Source organism: Candidatus Peregrinibacteria bacterium (assembly GCA_016699145.1).
Lineage (GTDB): Bacteria > Patescibacteriota > Gracilibacteria > UBA1369 > 2-02-FULL-48-14.
This window is the reverse complement of the sequence record CP064962.1, coordinates 836,951-853,487: the sequence shown is the minus strand read 5'-3', so window position 1 is coordinate 853,487 and position 16,537 is coordinate 836,951. Positions and strand designations below refer to the sequence as shown.

Annotated in this window: 24 protein-coding genes and 3 tRNA genes; 15 read left to right on the top strand and 12 right to left on the bottom strand. The window is 44.5% G+C overall.

Translation table 11 applies throughout. The features are described 5' to 3' along the window. Nucleotides 1-22: 22 nt before the first annotated feature. The 3 genes from IPG41_04785 to IPG41_04775 all read left to right on the top strand — a co-directional run bounded on the left by IPG41_04785 (nt 23) and on the right by IPG41_04775 (nt 904). Nucleotides 23-98, top strand: a tRNA-Thr gene (locus IPG41_04785). 79 nt (nt 99-177) lie between these two features. Then, nucleotides 178-253, top strand: a tRNA-Thr gene (locus tag IPG41_04780). Nucleotides 254-319: 66 nt separating this feature from the next. Continuing rightward, entirely contained in the window at nt 320-904 is a 585-nt protein-coding gene (locus IPG41_04775; GenBank protein QQR54486.1) for a hypothetical protein, read from the top strand. 123 nt (nt 905-1,027) lie between these two features. Here IPG41_04775 and IPG41_04770 read toward each other — a convergent pair whose 3' ends face one another. From IPG41_04770 to IPG41_04760, 3 genes are all read right to left on the bottom strand, one after another. Then, nucleotides 1,028-1,285 (bottom strand): Txe/YoeB family addiction module toxin, encoded by a 258-nt coding sequence (locus IPG41_04770; protein QQR54485.1) that lies wholly within the window; start codon nt 1,283-1,285, stop codon nt 1,028-1,030. Continuing rightward, entirely contained in the window at nt 1,285-1,539 is a 255-nt protein-coding gene (locus tag IPG41_04765) for a type II toxin-antitoxin system prevent-host-death family antitoxin (GenBank protein ID QQR54484.1), read from the bottom strand. Before IPG41_04765 ends, IPG41_04770 begins: the two co-directional genes overlap by 1 nt. Nucleotides 1,540-1,700: 161 nt before the next feature. Then, nucleotides 1,701-2,495: a transposase family protein gene (locus IPG41_04760; protein ID QQR54483.1), complete on the bottom strand. Its 795-nt coding sequence runs from the start codon at nt 2,493-2,495 to the stop codon at nt 1,701-1,703. An 87-nt stretch (nt 2,496-2,582) separates the two neighbouring features. On the opposite strand from IPG41_04760, the gene IPG41_04755 reads away from it, so the two are divergent. From IPG41_04755 to IPG41_04735, 5 genes are all read left to right on the top strand, one after another. Next, complete coding sequence (locus tag IPG41_04755; GenBank protein QQR54482.1) at nt 2,583-2,864, top strand: type II toxin-antitoxin system RelE/ParE family toxin; 282 nt, start codon at nt 2,583-2,585, stop codon at nt 2,862-2,864. Between the two features lie 16 nt (nt 2,865-2,880). Then, nucleotides 2,881-3,171 carry a HigA family addiction module antidote protein gene (locus IPG41_04750; GenBank protein QQR54481.1) on the top strand — a complete coding sequence of 97 codons (291 nt, stop codon included), beginning with the start codon at nt 2,881-2,883 and terminating at the stop codon, nt 3,169-3,171. Between the two features lie 172 nt (nt 3,172-3,343). Next, nucleotides 3,344-4,018, top strand: a complete 675-nt coding sequence (gene murB, locus IPG41_04745) for a UDP-N-acetylmuramate dehydrogenase (protein QQR54480.1) — start codon at nt 3,344-3,346, stop codon at nt 4,016-4,018. After that, a complete protein-coding gene (locus IPG41_04740; protein ID QQR54479.1) occupies nt 4,015-4,248 on the top strand; it encodes a hypothetical protein in 234 nt (77 codons plus the stop codon). Before murB ends, IPG41_04740 begins: the two co-directional genes overlap by 4 nt. Further along, nucleotides 4,245-4,682, top strand: a complete 438-nt coding sequence (locus IPG41_04735) for a hypothetical protein (protein ID QQR54478.1) — start codon at nt 4,245-4,247, stop codon at nt 4,680-4,682. The genes IPG41_04740 and IPG41_04735 overlap by 4 nt, the downstream gene beginning before the upstream one ends. A 37-nt stretch (nt 4,683-4,719) precedes the next feature. Here the strand turns inward: IPG41_04735 and IPG41_04730 are convergent, their stop codons facing one another. Next, complete coding sequence (locus IPG41_04730; GenBank protein ID QQR54477.1) at nt 4,720-5,277, bottom strand: PRC-barrel domain-containing protein; 558 nt, start codon at nt 5,275-5,277, stop codon at nt 4,720-4,722. Nucleotides 5,278-5,317: 40 nt separating this feature from the next. Here IPG41_04730 and IPG41_04725 point away from each other — a divergent pair, with 40 nt between their 5' ends. The 3 genes from IPG41_04725 to IPG41_04715 all read left to right on the top strand — a co-directional run bounded on the left by IPG41_04725 (nt 5,318) and on the right by IPG41_04715 (nt 7,991). Further along, a complete protein-coding gene (locus tag IPG41_04725) occupies nt 5,318-5,635 on the top strand; it encodes a hypothetical protein (protein QQR54476.1) in 318 nt (105 codons plus the stop codon). A gap of 5 nt (nt 5,636-5,640) precedes the next feature. Beyond that, on the top strand, nt 5,641-7,848 hold the full coding sequence (locus IPG41_04720) for a hypothetical protein (protein QQR54475.1): 2,208 nt from the start codon (nt 5,641-5,643) through the stop codon (nt 7,846-7,848). Between the two features lie 66 nt (nt 7,849-7,914). After that, a tRNA-Pro gene (locus tag IPG41_04715) sits at nt 7,915-7,991 on the top strand. Nucleotides 7,992-8,033: 42 nt separating this feature from the next. On the opposite strand, the gene IPG41_04710 is transcribed toward IPG41_04715, so the two are convergent. The 4 genes from IPG41_04710 to IPG41_04695 all read right to left on the bottom strand — a co-directional run bounded on the left by IPG41_04710 (nt 8,034) and on the right by IPG41_04695 (nt 11,272). Next, the gene (locus tag IPG41_04710) at nt 8,034-9,299 is read right to left on the bottom strand and encodes a hypothetical protein (protein ID QQR54474.1); all 1,266 of its coding nucleotides are present in this window, start codon (nt 9,297-9,299) and stop codon (nt 8,034-8,036) included. 126 nt (nt 9,300-9,425) lie between these two features. Beyond that, the gene (locus IPG41_04705; protein ID QQR54473.1) at nt 9,426-10,304 is read right to left on the bottom strand and encodes an IS481 family transposase; all 879 of its coding nucleotides are present in this window, start codon (nt 10,302-10,304) and stop codon (nt 9,426-9,428) included. A 132-nt stretch (nt 10,305-10,436) separates the two neighbouring features. Beyond that, nucleotides 10,437-10,733, bottom strand: a complete 297-nt coding sequence (locus IPG41_04700; protein QQR54472.1) for an IS30 family transposase — start codon at nt 10,731-10,733, stop codon at nt 10,437-10,439. After that, entirely contained in the window at nt 10,730-11,272 is a 543-nt protein-coding gene (locus IPG41_04695; GenBank protein ID QQR54471.1) for an IS30 family transposase, read from the bottom strand. The genes IPG41_04700 and IPG41_04695 overlap by 4 nt, the downstream gene beginning before the upstream one ends. A gap of 365 nt (nt 11,273-11,637) precedes the next feature. Between IPG41_04695 and IPG41_04690 the strand changes: the two genes are divergently transcribed. Then, the gene (locus tag IPG41_04690) at nt 11,638-12,270 is read left to right on the top strand and encodes a hypothetical protein (protein QQR54470.1); all 633 of its coding nucleotides are present in this window, start codon (nt 11,638-11,640) and stop codon (nt 12,268-12,270) included. A gap of 56 nt (nt 12,271-12,326) precedes the next feature. Here IPG41_04690 and IPG41_04685 read toward each other — a convergent pair whose 3' ends face one another. Together IPG41_04685 and IPG41_04680 are read right to left on the bottom strand one after the other, a co-directional pair. Further along, nucleotides 12,327-12,998, bottom strand: a complete 672-nt coding sequence (locus IPG41_04685) for a hypothetical protein (GenBank protein QQR54469.1) — start codon at nt 12,996-12,998, stop codon at nt 12,327-12,329. A 28-nt stretch (nt 12,999-13,026) separates the two neighbouring features. After that, on the bottom strand, nt 13,027-13,779 hold the full coding sequence (locus tag IPG41_04680) for a hypothetical protein (protein ID QQR54468.1): 753 nt from the start codon (nt 13,777-13,779) through the stop codon (nt 13,027-13,029). A gap of 174 nt (nt 13,780-13,953) precedes the next feature. Here IPG41_04680 and IPG41_04675 point away from each other — a divergent pair, with 174 nt between their 5' ends. Continuing rightward, entirely contained in the window at nt 13,954-14,337 is a 384-nt protein-coding gene (locus tag IPG41_04675) for a hypothetical protein (protein ID QQR54467.1), read from the top strand. Further along, the gene (locus IPG41_04670) at nt 14,337-14,597 is read left to right on the top strand and encodes a type II toxin-antitoxin system mRNA interferase toxin, RelE/StbE family (protein QQR54466.1); all 261 of its coding nucleotides are present in this window, start codon (nt 14,337-14,339) and stop codon (nt 14,595-14,597) included. Before IPG41_04675 ends, IPG41_04670 begins: the two co-directional genes overlap by 1 nt. Nucleotides 14,598-14,779: 182 nt before the next feature. Here the strand turns inward: IPG41_04670 and IPG41_04665 are convergent, their stop codons facing one another. Next, nucleotides 14,780-15,076, bottom strand: coding sequence for an IS30 family transposase (locus IPG41_04665; protein ID QQR54465.1), 297 nt, complete (start codon nt 15,074-15,076; stop codon nt 14,780-14,782). Beyond that, nucleotides 15,073-15,615, bottom strand: coding sequence for an IS30 family transposase (locus IPG41_04660; GenBank protein QQR54464.1), 543 nt, complete (start codon nt 15,613-15,615; stop codon nt 15,073-15,075). The genes IPG41_04665 and IPG41_04660 overlap by 4 nt, the downstream gene beginning before the upstream one ends. Before the next feature lie 375 nt (nt 15,616-15,990). On the opposite strand from IPG41_04660, the gene IPG41_04655 reads away from it, so the two are divergent. Then, nucleotides 15,991-16,512, top strand: a complete 522-nt coding sequence (locus IPG41_04655; GenBank protein ID QQR54463.1) for a hypothetical protein — start codon at nt 15,991-15,993, stop codon at nt 16,510-16,512. Nucleotides 16,513-16,537 lie beyond the last annotated feature (25 nt).

The window sequence follows — 16,537 nt, the reverse complement described above, 5'->3', positions numbered from 1 at the left end:
ATCCATACTACGCTGGCTTCAGGCCATCTTAGCTCAGTTGGTAGAGCGGCGGTATCGTAAACCGCAGGTCACCGGTTCAATCCCGGTAGATGGCTCCATTTTGGCGTCCGACTTCGAGACTGCCCCAAAGGGGCTCCGCTTGACCTATTTTGTAAGTTCCTATAAAAAGTTGCCAGTGCCACTTTAGCTCAGTTGGTAGAGCAACGGTTTTGTAAACCGTGGGTCGTCGGTTCGAGTCCGACAAGTGGCTCCATTTGACGTGTGCACTAAAAGATTGTATAATGAATTTGCTGCTAACGTCCTGCGTAACAACTGTCCTATGAGAATTTTCGTTGAACCGAGCCTGCCTGAGAAGAGAGTCCTATCGAGCGAAGATGACAGCCCCCCACCCCCCCTGGTCTTTGATCCAGATTTTCTTAACAGATACCCTGAGGTTGCAGCATTAGATGGCTTGCCTGAGGAAATTAAAGCAGCGATTGGCGCAGTGGTTTCTGCAAATGCAGTGCTACCTAGGTTCAAGGCTAAATACGCTGGTGAGAATACCGTGCCAGGGGCTTTACAACCCAATGCGATACCTCATCAGCTCGACATTTTGACTAGTGCCTTGTCTAAGCTTAGAGGAACCTATGGTAGTCAGTTAAGCCAATTCTTAACTGAGCAAGAAAACCTAGCAGCTGAAAATGCGAAGGGAACTTTACACATAAGGACTGAAGCGATCCTTCATACAATCCTACAACGCTTAAGACAATTCTATGGGTTTCACTTCCTTCTTCATGTCGAACGCTGGAAGAATTTGACGAAGAGAGGTTTTAAAGGTGATGAGTTGCGTTCACAATGGCTTGCTGGATTCCAATCATTGTCATCCTCTAGGAAAGATGCGGATGAAATTAAGAGCGATGAATAAAAGCTATGCCCTCAAGGTATATCACAGAGATCGTAAGTTTTTGATTGATGCAAATGAATGGATACCGCTTCCCACTGCGACAAAAACAAAATACAAACATAAAATAAGTTGAAAGCAGGCCAATCAATAGTGATAATGACAAGATATGACGGAGATCAATTGTCCGCTGACTTTATAAACCAGTCGATGCTCCCTGTTAATGCGACGAGACCAGCAATCCTTCAAAGAATATTTTAAAGCTTCTGGCTTTCCAAGCCCTACAAAAGGACTCACCTGAATATCCTTGAGAAGATGGATGATTTTGGAATGCACTTTAGGGTCTTTGGCTTTCCAATACTCAAAATCAGTATAAGCAGATTTTGTGAATTGGACTTTTTTCATTAGGCAGGAAGATCAAATTCAACAGTCTTCCCGTTTTCCAGTTCCTTCAAAGAGGTGGCGATATGTTTAAGGTTTGAAGGGGAGGAAAGAAGGTAAGCTGTCTCTTCAAGTGAGTTAAAGTCCTCTTCGGAAACAAGTACGATGTTTCCGCCCTCACGGCGTTCGACTAAGCAAGGCCCATGATCACTACAAACAGCATCAAACACAGTTTTTAAATTCTTTCGAGCCTTAGTATAAGTAGTGGTTGAATTCATGAGTGGAATATATGTACAGCTTTATTGTACATGTCTGCGACCCGTAGATCAATATAAAAACCTATTTAGTGCAAATGTTTGGCGGGACTGCTTCCCGCTGCGGAAAAACCCAAACACAAACATAAAATAAGTTGAAAACATCGTGGCTCCATGTTTTGTAATCAATAGCTTTGCATCACTTCGTTAGGAGTTAGCATGTGAAGACCCATGTGAGGACGTTCAAAATTGTAATAGTGAAGGAAGTCAGGGATTGCTTTTTTGTAAGCCTCTAAAGTCTTTGGGACTCGGGAGAGGCATTCCTCCTGGATGGTTCTGTTGAATCTCTCCACATAGGCATTGTCTGTGGGTGTTCGTACTCTTGAATGCCTGTGCTGAATTTCATTAGCTACAAGCGTTTTAGTGAGCCACTTGGAAAACTCACTTCCATGGTCTGTCTGGATCATTTTAAGTTCAAAGGGCATGTCTTCTTGTGAGTGCTGAATAAACTCCCAACTTGCGTGGGTTCCAATCTTCATCACCGGCATAGCAGAGGCCCATCTGCTGCACACGTCCAGCATAGTGTATACATAAAGTCTGTCATAATAAGGCCCATCCACAATCGTGTCTATTTGCACCAATATGCCTGGTTTTTCAGGCCGCGGTCTTTCCTCATACTGGTGCCACTTCTTCCACTTGCTGTATTTGGTCATCTCGTTCCTTTTGAGTGTTCTCTTCACACTGGAAAGACTCACTTCGTAGCCATCTCTTTCCAGAAAATAGTGAATCACTTCTGCACACCGCTGGTACTTGAGTCTGTACTCTATGACTTTCTGACGCACAATGCTGCTTTGGTTAAAACCTGTGTGTCTGGCCACTTCGCGTGTGCTCCAGCCTTTTCCAGAACTAACTTTGCTGCCTCCATTCGCACCCGAGGCAGATGGGGATTTTGTGTGTATGCCATGTCCATATCTTTGCACAGGGGTGATGCAAAGCTATTGAACCATTACAAGGTATTGACGCGCAGTCACTAACGCGTTACGATATTAACGCGTCTCGTTACCCTTATGATCCAATCCTTCAAGGACAAAGAAGTAGAAAAAATATTTGAGCGGATGGGATCTAAAAAAATACCGCAATCCATCCAAAGAATTGCCCTCAGAAAACTCGTGATGATACATGCGGCGGTGGATATCAATGACCTGCGGGTGCCTCCTGGAAATCGATTGGAAAAACTGAAAGGAGAGCGCGGCGATCAACATAGTATTCGTATCAACGATCAATGGAGAATTTGTTTCCGCTGGAGAGAGGGGAATGCTTATGATCTAGAGATTGTTGATTATCACTAACTATCACTTTATACCCATGCTTCATGCAATCCATCCTGGTGAAATCCTCAAAGAGGAATTCTTAGAGCCTTTTGGCCTCACTATGTATCGTTTAGCCATGGACATTGATGTGCCACCCATTCGCGTGAGTCAAATCATCCATGGGAAACGGGCTATAACCCCAGATACAGCGTTGCGTTTGGCCAAATACTTCCAAACGAGTCCTGAGTTTTGGCTTAATTTGCAAAGTCACTATGACCTTGAAAATGTGGAATTTGAGCTACGGGATGTGCTTGAAATGAAAGTAAAGATTTTGGCCGCTCAGTGAAGGGAAGAGGGCGAGGTGGGCTTCATCGACGTGGGAACTCATTCAATATATAGGTGAGCGACCGCTCTCTAATTCCAAATTCTCAAAAAACTCTAATTGTTACAATGTAACAATTAGCCGCTTTTCACTTTTCACATGAGCGTGATGCCTGCCACTGTGCTAAAATGGGCGCATGGGCTTGGATGAAAAAATCAAAAAAGATGAAGTACTGGCGCGTTACACCACCTATCAAATTGGGGGAATGGCGGATTATTTTTTAGAAGCCTCCTCCACGGAAGAGGTTTTGGAAGCTTTGGCCTGGGCGGAAGATCGGGACATGCCGGTTTTTGTGTTTGGCGGGGGGAGCAATCTGCTGTTTGACGATGCCGGGTTTCGCGGTCTGGTGATTCGCATGCGTGCACAAGCTTTAAAAGTGCGTGGCGAAGAACTGTGGGCAGAGGCCGGTGCAATGAGTGCTCGTTTGGTGAAGGCGGCCGCGGAGTCTGCGCTCACTGGACTGGAAGAATGGAACGGTTTGCCTGGCACGGTGGGGGGCGCTGTCCTTGGGAATGCGGGTTGTTTTGGGGTGGAAGTCAAGGATGTGCTCAAAGAAGCGACGGTGTATTTGCCGGGCCAGGGAGTGAAAACTTTGGGTGTGGATGAGATGAATTATGCTTACCGTTGGTCCCGTTTTAAAAAAGAAAATGGAGTGATTTTGAGTGCTACTTTTCGTCTACACCCTGGCAACGCGGAAGCCATTCAAGAAAAAATGAAGGCGGTGGCTCGCACGCGGATTCAAAAACAGCCCCCTGGACTCAACACGGGTTCTTTCTTCAAAATCCTGCGGGGGACCATGCGGGGCGCTTGATAGAAGCCGCCGGACTCAAAGGGGTGCAAATGGGCAAAGCCCAAGTTTCGGTGGCGCACGCCAACTTTTTAATGAACCTTGGCGGAGCCACTTGCGAAGAAGTCTTAATGCTCAGCGAACAGGTTCAAAAAACAGTGGAAGAGCGGTTTGGCGTGCGCCTGGAACGAGAAGTGGTTTACGTTCCGTCCGTTTTGAGCTATAATGAAGGTGAATTTAATTCCACGCCATGACCACTCTTGCTCAAAAACCTTTGCTTCGTGAAGTTTTGATCTTTGCCGGACTTCTCGGAGCCGCTTTGTTCATCAGCAGCTTTTTCGCAGAACCTTCTTTTGCGACTTCACTCATCAGTCCAGAAGACAATCCTTCTGCGGTTTCCAGCCTCACCGGGGGGGAAAGTGATTTAAAAACCATTGTTAAAACCATTTTGAATTTTGCCCTCAGCTTCCTTGGATTTTTGATGGTGCTCATGGTGATTTACGCCGGAGTGCTTTATGTCACGGCAGCCGGAAACGAAGAGAATGTAGGGAAAGCGAAGAAAATTCTTATGTATTGTGCCATTGGAACTATCCTCATCTTTGTCTCCTTTGCTTTCGTCAACACCTTGCTCGGAGCGGCCAGCGACGGCGCAGCAGGTACGACCACGACAACGGGTATTGCCAACTAGACGCACTCTCAAAAAAGACCCCTTTGCGGGGTCTTTTTTAGTGCTTTTCGAAAGAACTGACCGGGCTCAGACGAATGTTTGCTTTGACCGTTTGCTTGGTTTTGATCTTTGCTTTTTGCTCTGGCTCCACTTTCAAAATGATTTCTTTTTCGGTGATTTCTTGAATGTCTGAAAAGGGGAAGAGGCGATGGTCCCACTCCCAAAAAAGAAAGCGTTTGCTGACCTCAATGCTTATTAGGCTGGACGTGCTCGTTTCCAAGCAAAAATCGTAAAGACGACCCAGGGATTTTCCGCCTTGAGTGGACACTTTTTTGTGATTGAGCAAGCTGCGTCTGAGTCCAAAGGCCTTGAGGCGGGAGATTTCTTCGGGGCTGGTGAGCGCATCGGGGTCGTGGAGTTCGATGGATTTTGCGTGCCACGATTGAATGTCTAAAGGGCTGAAAACGCCTTGGAAACCCGCTCTGTAGGCCAAAACTTTCCCTTGTTCCGGGTCTAAAAAGACGCCCGTGAGAACGGCGAGGACTTGATTTTCGCAGGTGAGGGGCAGGCCCACGATTTGAGACCAATGACGCTTCATGAAGGCTTGTGAAAACACTGGACTTATGCTACAATGAAAAGATTAAAAACAAAAACAAATGGCTGCTTTGCTTGATGAAGTTCTGAACCTGGCGAAAGGAATCCCTGCTTTAACAGGAGAAACACTCGCACGCATTTTGCAGTTGGCTCCAAACATGAAGGAAGAAGATTTGCTCCGTTTGAAACAGTTTCTTTTGGATTTAAAAGCCGCGCAGATGAAAGACTTGCAGTCAAAAACTGAAGTTTTAAAAAAGGCGGCGGCCGCGCATAGTGAGTGGCAGGCCGATAAAGCGCGGACGAAACGCGTTGCAGCTGAATCTGCAGATGTGGCGGCTTCACAAAGCCAAGCCGATTCCTTACTTTCAACTCTTAATTGAACCTTATGTCTCCTCTTGAATTACCCAATCAAAGTACCGATGCCGGTCATGATTTGAGCGAGGCATTGCAGAATTACAATGAGTCGCTGTATGGCGCTACTGAGTATGATCCAGAATTTTTGGAATTTTACACCTATAACTTTCCTAAAGAGTCTGCGGATTTGACTCGATTGCTCAAGGACCATACTGATGAGGGTATTGATCTTTCCTACAATATTCAAATCAAGCTCGCTGAGCTTGACAGCTTTTTAGATGAGTATGAGGCGCTAAAGGCTCCAGAAAGTCCCCTTGAACGAGAATTTTCAGTGAAAAATTTGTCTGACGCTTTGAATGTGTATCGCAACACGCATTTGCAGACTCCGTTTTATGGTGAAAACGTTTTGACACAGTATGCCCAGGCTCATCCTGAAGATGCAGCCGCTTTAAACAAGGCTCTTCGAGTGCCTGTGCCTTATCAGGCCGATATTGATCTTGGTTTGTTTAGATTGGAAGCGTTTTTTAAGGAGTACTGTCAAGTATCTGTTTCCCCTTCTCCTAAGAGCAAAGAACAAGTTCCCTTAGATGCAGAGCGATCTGAGCGTCTTCGTATTGCAACGGAAATTGCGGGTGAAATGAGGAATTTGGATTTTGGGGAAGGGGTAACGGCACAATTAAAGGTTGGGCCTGACCATATGCCTGTTGTTACGGTGAGCAATCCTGAATTGGGAGAAGCAGGCCGTTTGATTTTGAGGGTTGATGGCGCTTATGCTGGCGCTAAGACTGTATGGATCATTGAAGGGAGTGGATGTCGTTATAGCTCAAGTGCCTACGCTAATGAGCCTTTTCTTTCTGGACTTGCAAATGCAGCTTTAGACGTTCGCAGTTTCGAAAAGGCGCTCGCCACTGCGCTAAAAGAGGGGAGCACTCGCCTTCCTCAAGGTGTTCGTACTGTAGAGGTCTACGATTTTGATTCAATGCAGAACTCCACTAAGTTTAAGCCAGACGTACCTTCTTATAAAGAATCTGTCCCTGTTATTAGGAGTCAAGATCCTGAGGCTTTCCGTCAATTTGCGGATCAACGCCTTTTGGATGCGCTCAATAAACAAAGGACAGATCTTGTTGCTGGTATACCTTCTCTTCATGGTCAAACTTCAGAAGCGGAGCCAGAAGCTTTTGGCACTTCGCCCAGTGAAGATCTTTCAAGTGAAAGTACGCCTGATGTGAGCGATGTAGGTCCGGTCAGTTCAGACGGTGAAGCGTCTATCGTGGAGGAAGAGGCTGGCGGTGAAATGGCGGACCTAGAGTCGGCTGGTGATTCATCTGAAAAGGCTTCCGTGCAGATTGAATCCGAGAGTGATTTTGTGAAAGATTTGGAAGCAAATCCAGAAAAATATGTGAAGAAAACGGAAAATTCTGATGGTAGCACTTCTGTAGAGCTTACCGAAGATGTGCCTGTCTTAGAAAGTCGCATTCAGCACCTTGTTGGCCCCGAAGGCAGTGGCGCTGCGACTGAAATTCCTGCGGCTGAAATCGGTGAAACGGTTCTGCGGACGGAGGATGGAGGAGAATATCGTTATAAGGATGGAACATGGAAGAATCCGGAGGGGAAGCGTTTGTTGGTTGGCGCAGGTTATAATACAAAGTTCATGATTTCTAAGAAGGAGGTAGCGGTAGCTGGCACTCCTGGAACGACTGAAACGCCTGTAACAACCTCTGCAGAAGGAGCTCAGCCTGCCACCGAAACGACTCCCGGTGCTGCTCCAAGCACTACTGGTGCTGAAGCCCCTGTGCCGAATAAGGACGGGAAGCTCAAAGGTCAGGTGGACGCTCAAGAGGCGCTTTCGCAAGGCGCACTTAAGGAGGGGGTACACATCCTTTTGGACAAAGCGTTTTTGCGCGAAGGTCGTGAAGAGCGTTTGACAGCAAAAGTGGATGCGGTTTTGAGAGGTAAAAGTTATGAAAGTTTAAAGTTTGGTGTGAATGAAGACAGTCAACAAACGGTCACTCTTCAGTTGAAGGATCTTATCACTGGCAAGGTTTACATCTACGAAGGTGCCTCCACTGCACGGATAGGCGTTAGACTCGGTGATTCTGAGGATATTCCTGATCCTTTTAATAAAGATAAGAAGATGACCTTGAACGTTTACCGCAAGCAAGCTTTGAGAGATTTGTTCGTTAACGTTGCCAAAGACAAACGTGCGGGAGGGGGGTCGAAGGAGAAGAAGGTTGCGTAACTTGGTGGATTTCGCTTATACTCGCTCGCGCACTGGACTTTTGTTTGCGTGCACTGTGCACTCAGTCGGGGTATAGCAAAGTTGGCTATTGCGCTCGGTTTGGGACCGAGAGGCCGCAGGTTCGAGTCCTGCTACCCCGACCAATTCATTAAATGGCTTCTGCAAGCCGTTATTTCGCAAATACACTACTGTGAAACTCTTCCCGGGGTAGCTCTTCGTAAAGACTCTTCAAGCTCCGCTGACAACTTCTCGTTAGCTAACAAATAAGACTGATAATCTGCCAGCAAACTAAGTACCCCTTCAGGACTGTCATAACCTACACCTTGAGAATTTGAGAAGCGATTAAACCCTTCAATTTCTTCTTCAGTGCCAAAGGCTTCCAAAGCAATTCGAAGAGCCTCAGTATTATTCTTCTTTCCATAAGCTTCACGCACAATTTCTCTGAGCAAGACCAATCTTGATTTACCATATGGTGAATCTTTAAGTGTTCCTATGTTTTCAGCTAGACCTTTATACATCTTCGAATAACGACTATCGCTAGAAGCTAAAGATACAGCAATCTTACGTGCATTAGCAGGGTACAACAGCATAAGATAGACTCCAATAAGACACATGAGCTCCACACCTACTTTAATTTCCATTTCAGCCATGGGAAGGTCAGTCATTACTTGGGTTATGCCATGAGCAAACAAACCAAATCCACCTAAAAAGGTTATCCACTGTGTTAATTGGATACCCGTCACGACTCCATGTGAACCAATATTGTTCATCCTGCTAAGCTCTCGGATGTCATCATCAGAAGGTTCAACTTCAAAGGCCAACCGTTCTAAAATAAATAATGGAATCTTATCAACAAGCTTGGGTTTAACCCCTAAAATACTACACACAAGGGCATGTCTAGACTCATCAACCACACTGCTTATGGCTTCAGAGCCACGTTCGGTCATATAGTGGACTTGAACATCTGAAGAACCAATATGTTCAGAAATAGCACCTTGTACCAAAGCAGCATCGACTGCGGTAGGCGTTACACCAGGCAAAGCAGATACAAATTCAGCAATAGTACTAAATTGATACCTTTCTCCTCCAAGGGCTGATAGAACACGATGCATACTTAAAATGCCACTATCGTGTGTTTTTTTGTAGCGAGCAATCATACCTCTAATTTCCAGAAACTTTTTCAAACGTGACACAGTTTCAAAACAAGTATTAGCAACACGACTACCAAATACAGAATGTGGCATCGAATAAAGAAGACCATTGACCGATTCTAGGTCATACATTGAATCAATCATTGAAAGTTCTTCTGGACTCAAACCAGGAAAAATAAATTCACCATTCCAAATATTTACAAAATCCTCCACCATCAAGGTCACTCCACCTACACATACAAATTGATTTTGCACTTCTGGATCAGAGATTGCATCTACCAAGATTTTTTCTGATGACATTGAAAGCTAGGCTAGAATAGCACAGTATCACCTATTTTGATTCTGTCAATGTTATGTAGTGGTTCAATAGCTTTGCATCACCCCTGTGCAAAGATATGGACATGACATACACGCCATGTTTTGTAATCAATAGCTTTGCATCACTTCGTTAGGAGTTAGCATGTGAAGACCCATGTGAGGACGTTCAAAATTGTAATAGTGAAGGAAGTCAGGGATTGCTTTTTTGTAAGCCTCTAAAGTCTTTGGGACTCGGGAGAGGCATTCCTCCTGGATGGTTCTGTTGAATCTCTCCACATAGGCATTGTCTGTGGGTGTTCGTACTCTTGAATGCCTGTGCTGAATTTCATTAGCTACAAGCGTTTTAGTGAGCCACTTGGAAAACTCACTTCCATGGTCTGTCTGGATCATTTTAAGTTCAAAGGGCATGTCTTCTTGTGAGTGCTGAATAAACTCCCAACTTGCGTGGGTTCCAATCTTCATCACCGGCATAGCAGAGGCCCATCTGCTGCACACGTCCAGCATAGTGTATACATAAAGTCTGTCATAATAAGGCCCATCCACAATCGTGTCTATTTGCACCAATATGCCTGGTTTTTCAGGCCGCGGTCTTTCCTCATACTGGTGCCACTTCTTCCACTTGCTGTATTTGGTCATCTCGTTCCTTTTGAGTGTTCTCTTCACACTGGAAAGACTCACTTCGTAGCCATCTCTTTCCAGAAAATAGTGAATCACTTCTGCACACCGCTGGTACTTGAGTCTGTACTCTATGACTTTCTGCACTGTCTCTGCAGAAAGCTCACTGGGGTGCGAATGGGGACGTGAGCTTTCTGTGGGAATGGTGTGGCCATAGTTATTGCCTCTGAGCTTTTCCACCCACCGCACAATGCTGCTTTGGTTAAAACCTGTGTGTCTGGCCACTTCGCGTGTGCTCCAGCCTTTTTCCAGAACTAACTTTGCTGCCTCCATTCGCACCCGAGGCAGATGGGGATTTTGTGTGTATGCCATGTCCATATCTTTGCACAGGGGTGATGCAAAGCTATTGAACCATTACACGCCATTGACATTTTATACTTACATGTTATTGTGAGCTTCTTCACTGATCGGCACTGGACGGGCTGAATCCGAACACTTAATGGATTAGGATTTTTTGAGTTTTGTGATTTCGCGGTGCACCAAAAGAGCTTCTTTTGGGGTGAGATAATTCAAACACTTGAGCGGTCTACGATTGAGTTTTTCTTCAAGCCTTTGAATGAAAGCTTTACTGTATTTTGAAATATCACTGCCTTTAGGAATATCTTTCCGAATGATTTTATTCGTGTTTTCCACTGTGCCCTTTTCCCATGAATGATAAGGGTGGCAAAAGTAGATTTTAATGCCCAGCAGCTTCTCCAATTCCTTGTGTTTCTGGAAGAGAATATCATTGTCCGTAGTCATGCTTTGAAGCTCTGGAAAACGTTTTTGGATTCGCAAAAAGCCTCATGAACTTCTTCAATCGTCACTGGGAAGATCTTTTCAAGAAATGAAACTCTTAGTTTCCTGTCCACAGCAACCAAAAGTGAACCCTTTCCCGTTTTCCCTGAAACTATGAAATCTCCTTCAATGTCTCCCACATCTTCTCTCATTTCTATTCTGTTAGGACGCTCATTTATGAACGTTCTGTCCGAAAGTTTTGAAAGTACTTTGGGCCTCTTTCTTCGATGTTTTGTTTTCTGCTCACGTTCATACTCCAAAGCTCTTCCATAGGGGCTTTTTAGGAAGCGATAAATACTGTCTTTGGAGGCAAAAGGAAGAGCTCCCTCTTGGCATTTGAGTCTCCCAGAAATAGCGGCTGGAGAAATATCATCTCTTAGTTTTTCTTCTACGAAATCTCTCAATTTCTTGTTCATTGCAACTTTCTTCCCTTGAAAGCGAGCGGAGCGCCTTCGTACATAGCTTTTCTGCTGTGCTTTCTTCGGGTTATAGCTGCCATTCACTTCATTACGTTTGAGTTCATCTGAAACAGTTGAAACACTTCTCTTCAGACTTTTAGCGATAGCTCTGAGCGAATATCCTTTCCCCTTCAGTATGAATATTTCATCCCTCTCACTTTTGGAAAGCTGTGAGAACTTCTTAGCGTTTTTTTCATGAACTCATCTTACCAAGTGTTCGGATTCAAATGAGAATCTAGGATCCTAAATGGCATATAAAATTGAGAACGCAATTGCGGTTGTAGGACAAACTGTGAGTCAACACTACGAGGATAGGGCTGGAGCTGATTTCCGTTACTTAGCAGATGCGAGAGAGGCAGAGGTTAAGGGTTTGATAGAGGTGTTAAAAAGCCTTGGCCTCGCAGTACTCTATGCTCCAGAAACACTTTGGCCAAGAGATCAATGGGTCTTCCATAATGGCCTTGTTCAAACTCATCAACAACAAGGTTATCTGGCAGAGGGGGGGTAGCCTCATCTTTGGTGGTGACTATGTCCTAGCACCAGATACATTTCCTAGAATAGTAGGTTTGGATGCAGATGACACGACATCACGGCTGAAAGAACTATACGACGTGTCTAGGGTACACTTTGTACCTAGACCTTTTCAGAGAGACCACCTAGACCTTGATATGTTACTCATCCCGGAAAAAGACGTTTGGGTAGTTGACCCTCTATATAGGTCTATGAATAGTAAGGCGGTGGCTCAAATAGCAAAAATGGAGCATCTTGAGGTTTTTGAAACGGCGAGAACTGGCAGCTCTGAACTTCCAACAAACTCAATCGTTTTGACAAATGCACATGGAGAGATCTTCGTTTTAACGGGGCAGGGCAGAACGCATCAACCCGTCTTTGAAGAACTATCTGATAAGTTCGGGATTACTGTTATACAAGTGCCCTTTCAAAGAACTCAGGTTTCACAGGGTTCAGTACGCTGCAAAACAAACTTTATCCCACCAGGGTATGACATCAAAACACTGGGCGTCCGCTTACAGGAACTGTCTTAGGCTTCGCACCCGGCCTTTTCAATGTTGCCTGCATTTTAGTTTACTATTGGGAAGGTTTAATACGTGTGCCTATCCGTGATTTTTACTTCGTAGGTCTTTACATTAAAACTCACATTTATTGAGACCGGAGCAGTTTCTGGAGTGGGGTTCCAACTTACTGAGAGGTCTATGCTATCTGGGTTTTCACCTGATACATCTTCTGGACCAACCCACCAAGCCTCATTGAATGTGGGCTCTTCCTTATAAAGCACCTCTTCAATTTTCCCCTCAATGGGAAGTCTGTTCCATTCGATTCCATTATAAAAATAGAATGGAGTGGTTTGAAAAGTCAGATACTCTCCAGAGTCCACAATGATGTACGTAGCATCTGTGTAGTAAATTATTGCATGATTGCTGGTTAAAATACCTCCGTTTATCAATAGTGGGGCAACGGTTGACTTCCCATTATTCTGAGAGAATTCCAGGTATACTTGATTGATAGAACCCTGAACTTCTGGTTTTAAAACCACTTTCATTTCCGGGCTAAGTTTGGCTTCGTCCAAGTTCTCGCACATTTTTCCTGAAAAACATTCAAGATAATCTTCACGGATTTTGAGTGAGGCTGGGTTTTGAGTGGTTTCTGCTACCTCCTCTTGCTTACTTTCAGGAGTTACTGAAATCACCCTCTCTTCACCGGATGAACACCCAAGTAAGAAAATAAAGAGTACAGGCAATAGAATTTGTTTCATACTTTAACGTGTGAGGCTAAATTAATATTTACTTCAACTCCGATGCACCTTGAGCTGGCTTCTTTTTGTACATCTTGATTTTCATATCAGGTAGCTTACCACTCTCTAGATAAAACCAGAGTACGTACCATAGAGGGAGGGGGGCCGTAGGGAGCTCACCTAGTTTTGAGATGAGATGCAGTTCTCCATTGACTTTTTCAATCACACCAGAATGGAAGGCGTCATCTAAGCCTGTATCTGGGCTTTTAATCCAAAAAACCGCTACATCTCCAGCCTCAAGAAGGTCCGGCTCCTCAGTGAGTTGTTTTTTTAATTCTGTTTGAATCGCCGTACTGAATACTTTAGGGGGCATACCTTGATTAGCAGGTATGATAATGTCACCTTTCTGCTCTTCAAAGAACTGATTCAATATCAACAACACTGGATCTCCGTAATGTTCATTGTATTTTTGTACATTCTCTTTTGGTGAAAGCCGCGCAAGCCAGGCATGACTGGGCAAGCCCTGCACCCCTGACTTTTTAAAGGTAACAAAGTGACAATTGTCTTTGTAATCCTCCGCTGGATTGGGCGTACCGACCTCAGAACCAAAGTTTTTTTTCCAGCTCTGCATCAGGGCTTGTATACCTTCATGATCTTCTTTCGATAAATCTTTGGAGTAACCGTTTTTTACAAGGTAGAAAATGGGTTTGTCCATTCCAGGCAAAGTGGTTTCGTGGACTTCTACTTTTTGACCTTTGATTTCCGCCTCACCCACTTTTTTACCTACTTCCTTTTTATCCACTTCCTTTGCTTTACAGCCTTCCACTAACCCTGCGGCCGCTAGTGCGGCGAGACCCCACACAAGACCTCTTCGGCTCAGCTGAGGCACTCGACGTCTCTTATGTTCTTCTGAATCAAGTTGTGGTTTAAAATCTTCTATATTTTCTAATAGGGAAGGCTATTCAACCATAAATCAATGCGCCCTGCAATAATGATCACCAAAAGGGTGGTTATTCTTGACACTAAACAGGTCAAAAGCTATAATTCTTGTAGAATTTCTACAAATATTCATATGTCTACTTATTCTACCATTTCGATCGATACTGCAACCAAGAATAGAGCTGCTAAACGAGCTAAGAAGGATCGGATGAATATCTCCTTCATCACCCGCCTTCTCCTAAATGACTACGCCGATGGGAAAATAACGGTTGGCTCACAAATGGCCATCACTGAGAATGGGTTTACTCCTGCTTTTGAGGAGGCTGTTCTAGCTGCAGAAAATGAAGAATGTTCTGAAGCGTTTGAGGGCGCTAACGATGCCATCGCTTTCTTACACAAAGAATCTAAGCGAGCGGCATAATGAAGATTGTTTTCAAAAAATCGTTCACCAAACAGTACGCAAAACTGAATCAGAGCAAAAGGTTGTCGGTGGATGGAACCATTCGTGTCTTTGCCCGTGACCCCAAAACACCTGAACTTAAAAACCACGCATTGAAGGGGAAGTTGACTGGAAAGCGAGCTCTTTCAGTTGGCTTTGATTTGCGAATCGTTTTTAAAGTTGATGGAGATTATGTACTTGTGGAGATGCTTGCTGTCGGGAGCCACAATCAGGTTTACTGAGTACTTCAAAGCTGCTGTAGCCTTGGAATTCACTCGGCCTTTTTAGCGTTGCATGAATGGTAATGAGAAAGTAACCAATCCTGTGTTCGCTACCCCTACTATTGACATTTTGTGTGAAAATGTTATCTTATTCGCATGAGTCTTGGAGGCACTGGACGGGCTGAATCCGAACACTTAATGGATTAGGATTTTTTGAGTTTTGTGATTTCGCGGTGCACCAAAAGAGCTTCTTTTGGGGTGAGATAATTCAAACACTTGAGCGGTCTACGATTGAGTTTTTCTTCAAGCCTTTGAATGAAAGCTTTACTGTATTTTGAAATATCACTGCCTTTAGGAATATCTTTCCGAATGATTTTATTCGTGTTTTCCACTGTGCCCTTTTCCCATGAATGATAAGGGTGGCAAAAGTAGATTTTAATGCCCAGCAGCTTCTCCAATTCCTTGTGTTTCTGGAAGAGAATATCATTGTCCGTAGTCATGCTTTGAAGCTCTGGAAAACGTTTTTGGATTCGCAAAAAGCCTCATGAACTTCTTCAATCGTCACTGGGAAGATCTTTTCAAGAAATGAAACTCTTAGTTTCCTGTCCACAGCAACCAAAAGTGAACCCTTTCCCGTTTTCCCTGAAACTATGAAATCTCCTTCAATGTCTCCCACATCTTCTCTCATTTCTATTCTGTTAGGACGCTCATTTATGAACGTTCTGTCCGAAAGTTTTGAAAGTACTTTGGGCCTCTTTCTTCGATGTTTTGTTTTCTGCTCACGTTCATACTCCAAAGCTCTTCCATAGGGGCTTTTTAGGAAGCGATAAATACTGTCTTTGGAGGCAAAAGGAAGAGCTCCCTCTTGGCATTTGAGTCTCCCAGAAATAGCGGCTGGAGAAATATCATCTCTTAGTTTTTCTTCTACGAAATCTCTCAATTTCTTGTTCATTGCAACTTTCTTCCCTTGAAAGCGAGCGGAGCGCCTTCGTACATAGCTTTTCTGCTGTGCTTTCTTCGGGTTATAGCTGCCATTCACTTCATTACGTTTGAGTTCATCTGAAACAGTTGAAACACTTCTCTTCAGACTTTTAGCGATAGCTCTGAGCGAATATCCTTTCCCCTTCAGTATGAATATTTCATCCCTCTCACTTTTGGAAAGCTGTGAGAACTTCTTAGCGTTTTTTTCATGAACTCATCTTACCAAGTGTTCGGATTCAAATGAGAATCTAGGGGAAAACCAATTCTGGGAAGAGATAGCCTATTTGGACCTCCAACACCTTTGTTTGGCCCTGTTGGGACTCCACATCCAGCTCCGGCCGGTTTCGGGCCCATTACTGCTGTGAATGATCTGCATAGGCCAAGCGAGGCAGAGGTGAGAGCCGAAGTTCTTCGGATTCTTGAAAGAATTCCCGTGCAACAAGAAGCCCGTGTGATCCAACCTGTTTTGCAAAAAGATAGGCGAGCTTGTTTTATTGCCTCTTGCCTTGCGGTGGCTCGGGCCTTAGGCACTAACCGATCGGGCTTTGATGAGGCAGCTTTGGTTGGTTTAGCTGAAAGACGAGATTTAATGACCTCCCTAGGCTTTAAAACAGCTGGACATTTTGAGGAGACTTGTTCATTTATGAGCACTCATCTCGGTTTAGATCTTTCGAGTTATGGAGGAACTCCTGTAGAAACTGCTGAGGGTTTTGCCGGACTGATGCATTCGGGAAAGTTTGCCCTCGTAAATGCTCCTCTCAGCACTCACGGTGCCAGTTCCTTTCATTGGAGAGCTGTTGCTGGAAAAGGACCTCGTGGTTTTTCGGTTGCAGACCCTCTGCGAAGTGAGTCTTCTCACATGAGTGCTGAACATTTGGCCAGTTGGCTCGTGGGACATGCCTTCTTGCCGACTTCGATTGCCACTAGCGTTTATGGCGTAGAGGCTAAAAAATAGGCGCACGTTGAAGTGAAATCCCTTT

Bases quoted from the DNA above. Each gene is read 5' to 3' on its own strand.
- IPG41_04685 (QQR54469.1), bottom strand. From the start codon at position 12,998: ATGAAACAAATTCTATTGCCTGTACTCTTTATTTTCTTACTTGGGTGT.
- IPG41_04700 (QQR54472.1), bottom strand. From the start codon at position 10,733: ATGACTACGGACAATGATATTCTCTTCCAGAAACACAAGGAATTGGAG.
- IPG41_04675 (QQR54467.1), top strand. From the start codon at position 13,954: ATGCGCCCTGCAATAATGATCACCAAAAGGGTGGTTATTCTTGACACT.
- IPG41_04665 (QQR54465.1), bottom strand. From the start codon at position 15,076: ATGACTACGGACAATGATATTCTCTTCCAGAAACACAAGGAATTGGAG.
- murB (QQR54480.1), top strand. From the start codon at position 3,344: ATGGGCTTGGATGAAAAAATCAAAAAAGATGAAGTACTGGCGCGTTAC.
- IPG41_04690 (QQR54470.1), top strand. From the start codon at position 11,638: ATGCTCCAGAAACACTTTGGCCAAGAGATCAATGGGTCTTCCATAATG.
- IPG41_04710 (QQR54474.1), bottom strand. From the start codon at position 9,299: ATGTCATCAGAAAAAATCTTGGTAGATGCAATCTCTGATCCAGAAGTG.
- IPG41_04750 (QQR54481.1), top strand. From the start codon at position 2,881: ATGCTTCATGCAATCCATCCTGGTGAAATCCTCAAAGAGGAATTCTTA.
- IPG41_04765 (QQR54484.1), bottom strand. From the start codon at position 1,539: ATGAATTCAACCACTACTTATACTAAGGCTCGAAAGAATTTAAAAACT.
- IPG41_04770 (QQR54485.1), bottom strand. From the start codon at position 1,285: ATGAAAAAAGTCCAATTCACAAAATCTGCTTATACTGATTTTGAGTAT.
- IPG41_04775 (QQR54486.1), top strand. From the start codon at position 320: ATGAGAATTTTCGTTGAACCGAGCCTGCCTGAGAAGAGAGTCCTATCG.
- IPG41_04720 (QQR54475.1), top strand. From the start codon at position 5,641: ATGTCTCCTCTTGAATTACCCAATCAAAGTACCGATGCCGGTCATGAT.
- IPG41_04755 (QQR54482.1), top strand. From the start codon at position 2,583: ATGATCCAATCCTTCAAGGACAAAGAAGTAGAAAAAATATTTGAGCGG.
- IPG41_04705 (QQR54473.1), bottom strand. From the start codon at position 10,304: ATGGCATACACACAAAATCCCCATCTGCCTCGGGTGCGAATGGAGGCA.
- IPG41_04670 (QQR54466.1), top strand. From the start codon at position 14,337: ATGAAGATTGTTTTCAAAAAATCGTTCACCAAACAGTACGCAAAACTG.
- IPG41_04735 (QQR54478.1), top strand. From the start codon at position 4,245: ATGACCACTCTTGCTCAAAAACCTTTGCTTCGTGAAGTTTTGATCTTT.
- IPG41_04725 (QQR54476.1), top strand. From the start codon at position 5,318: ATGGCTGCTTTGCTTGATGAAGTTCTGAACCTGGCGAAAGGAATCCCT.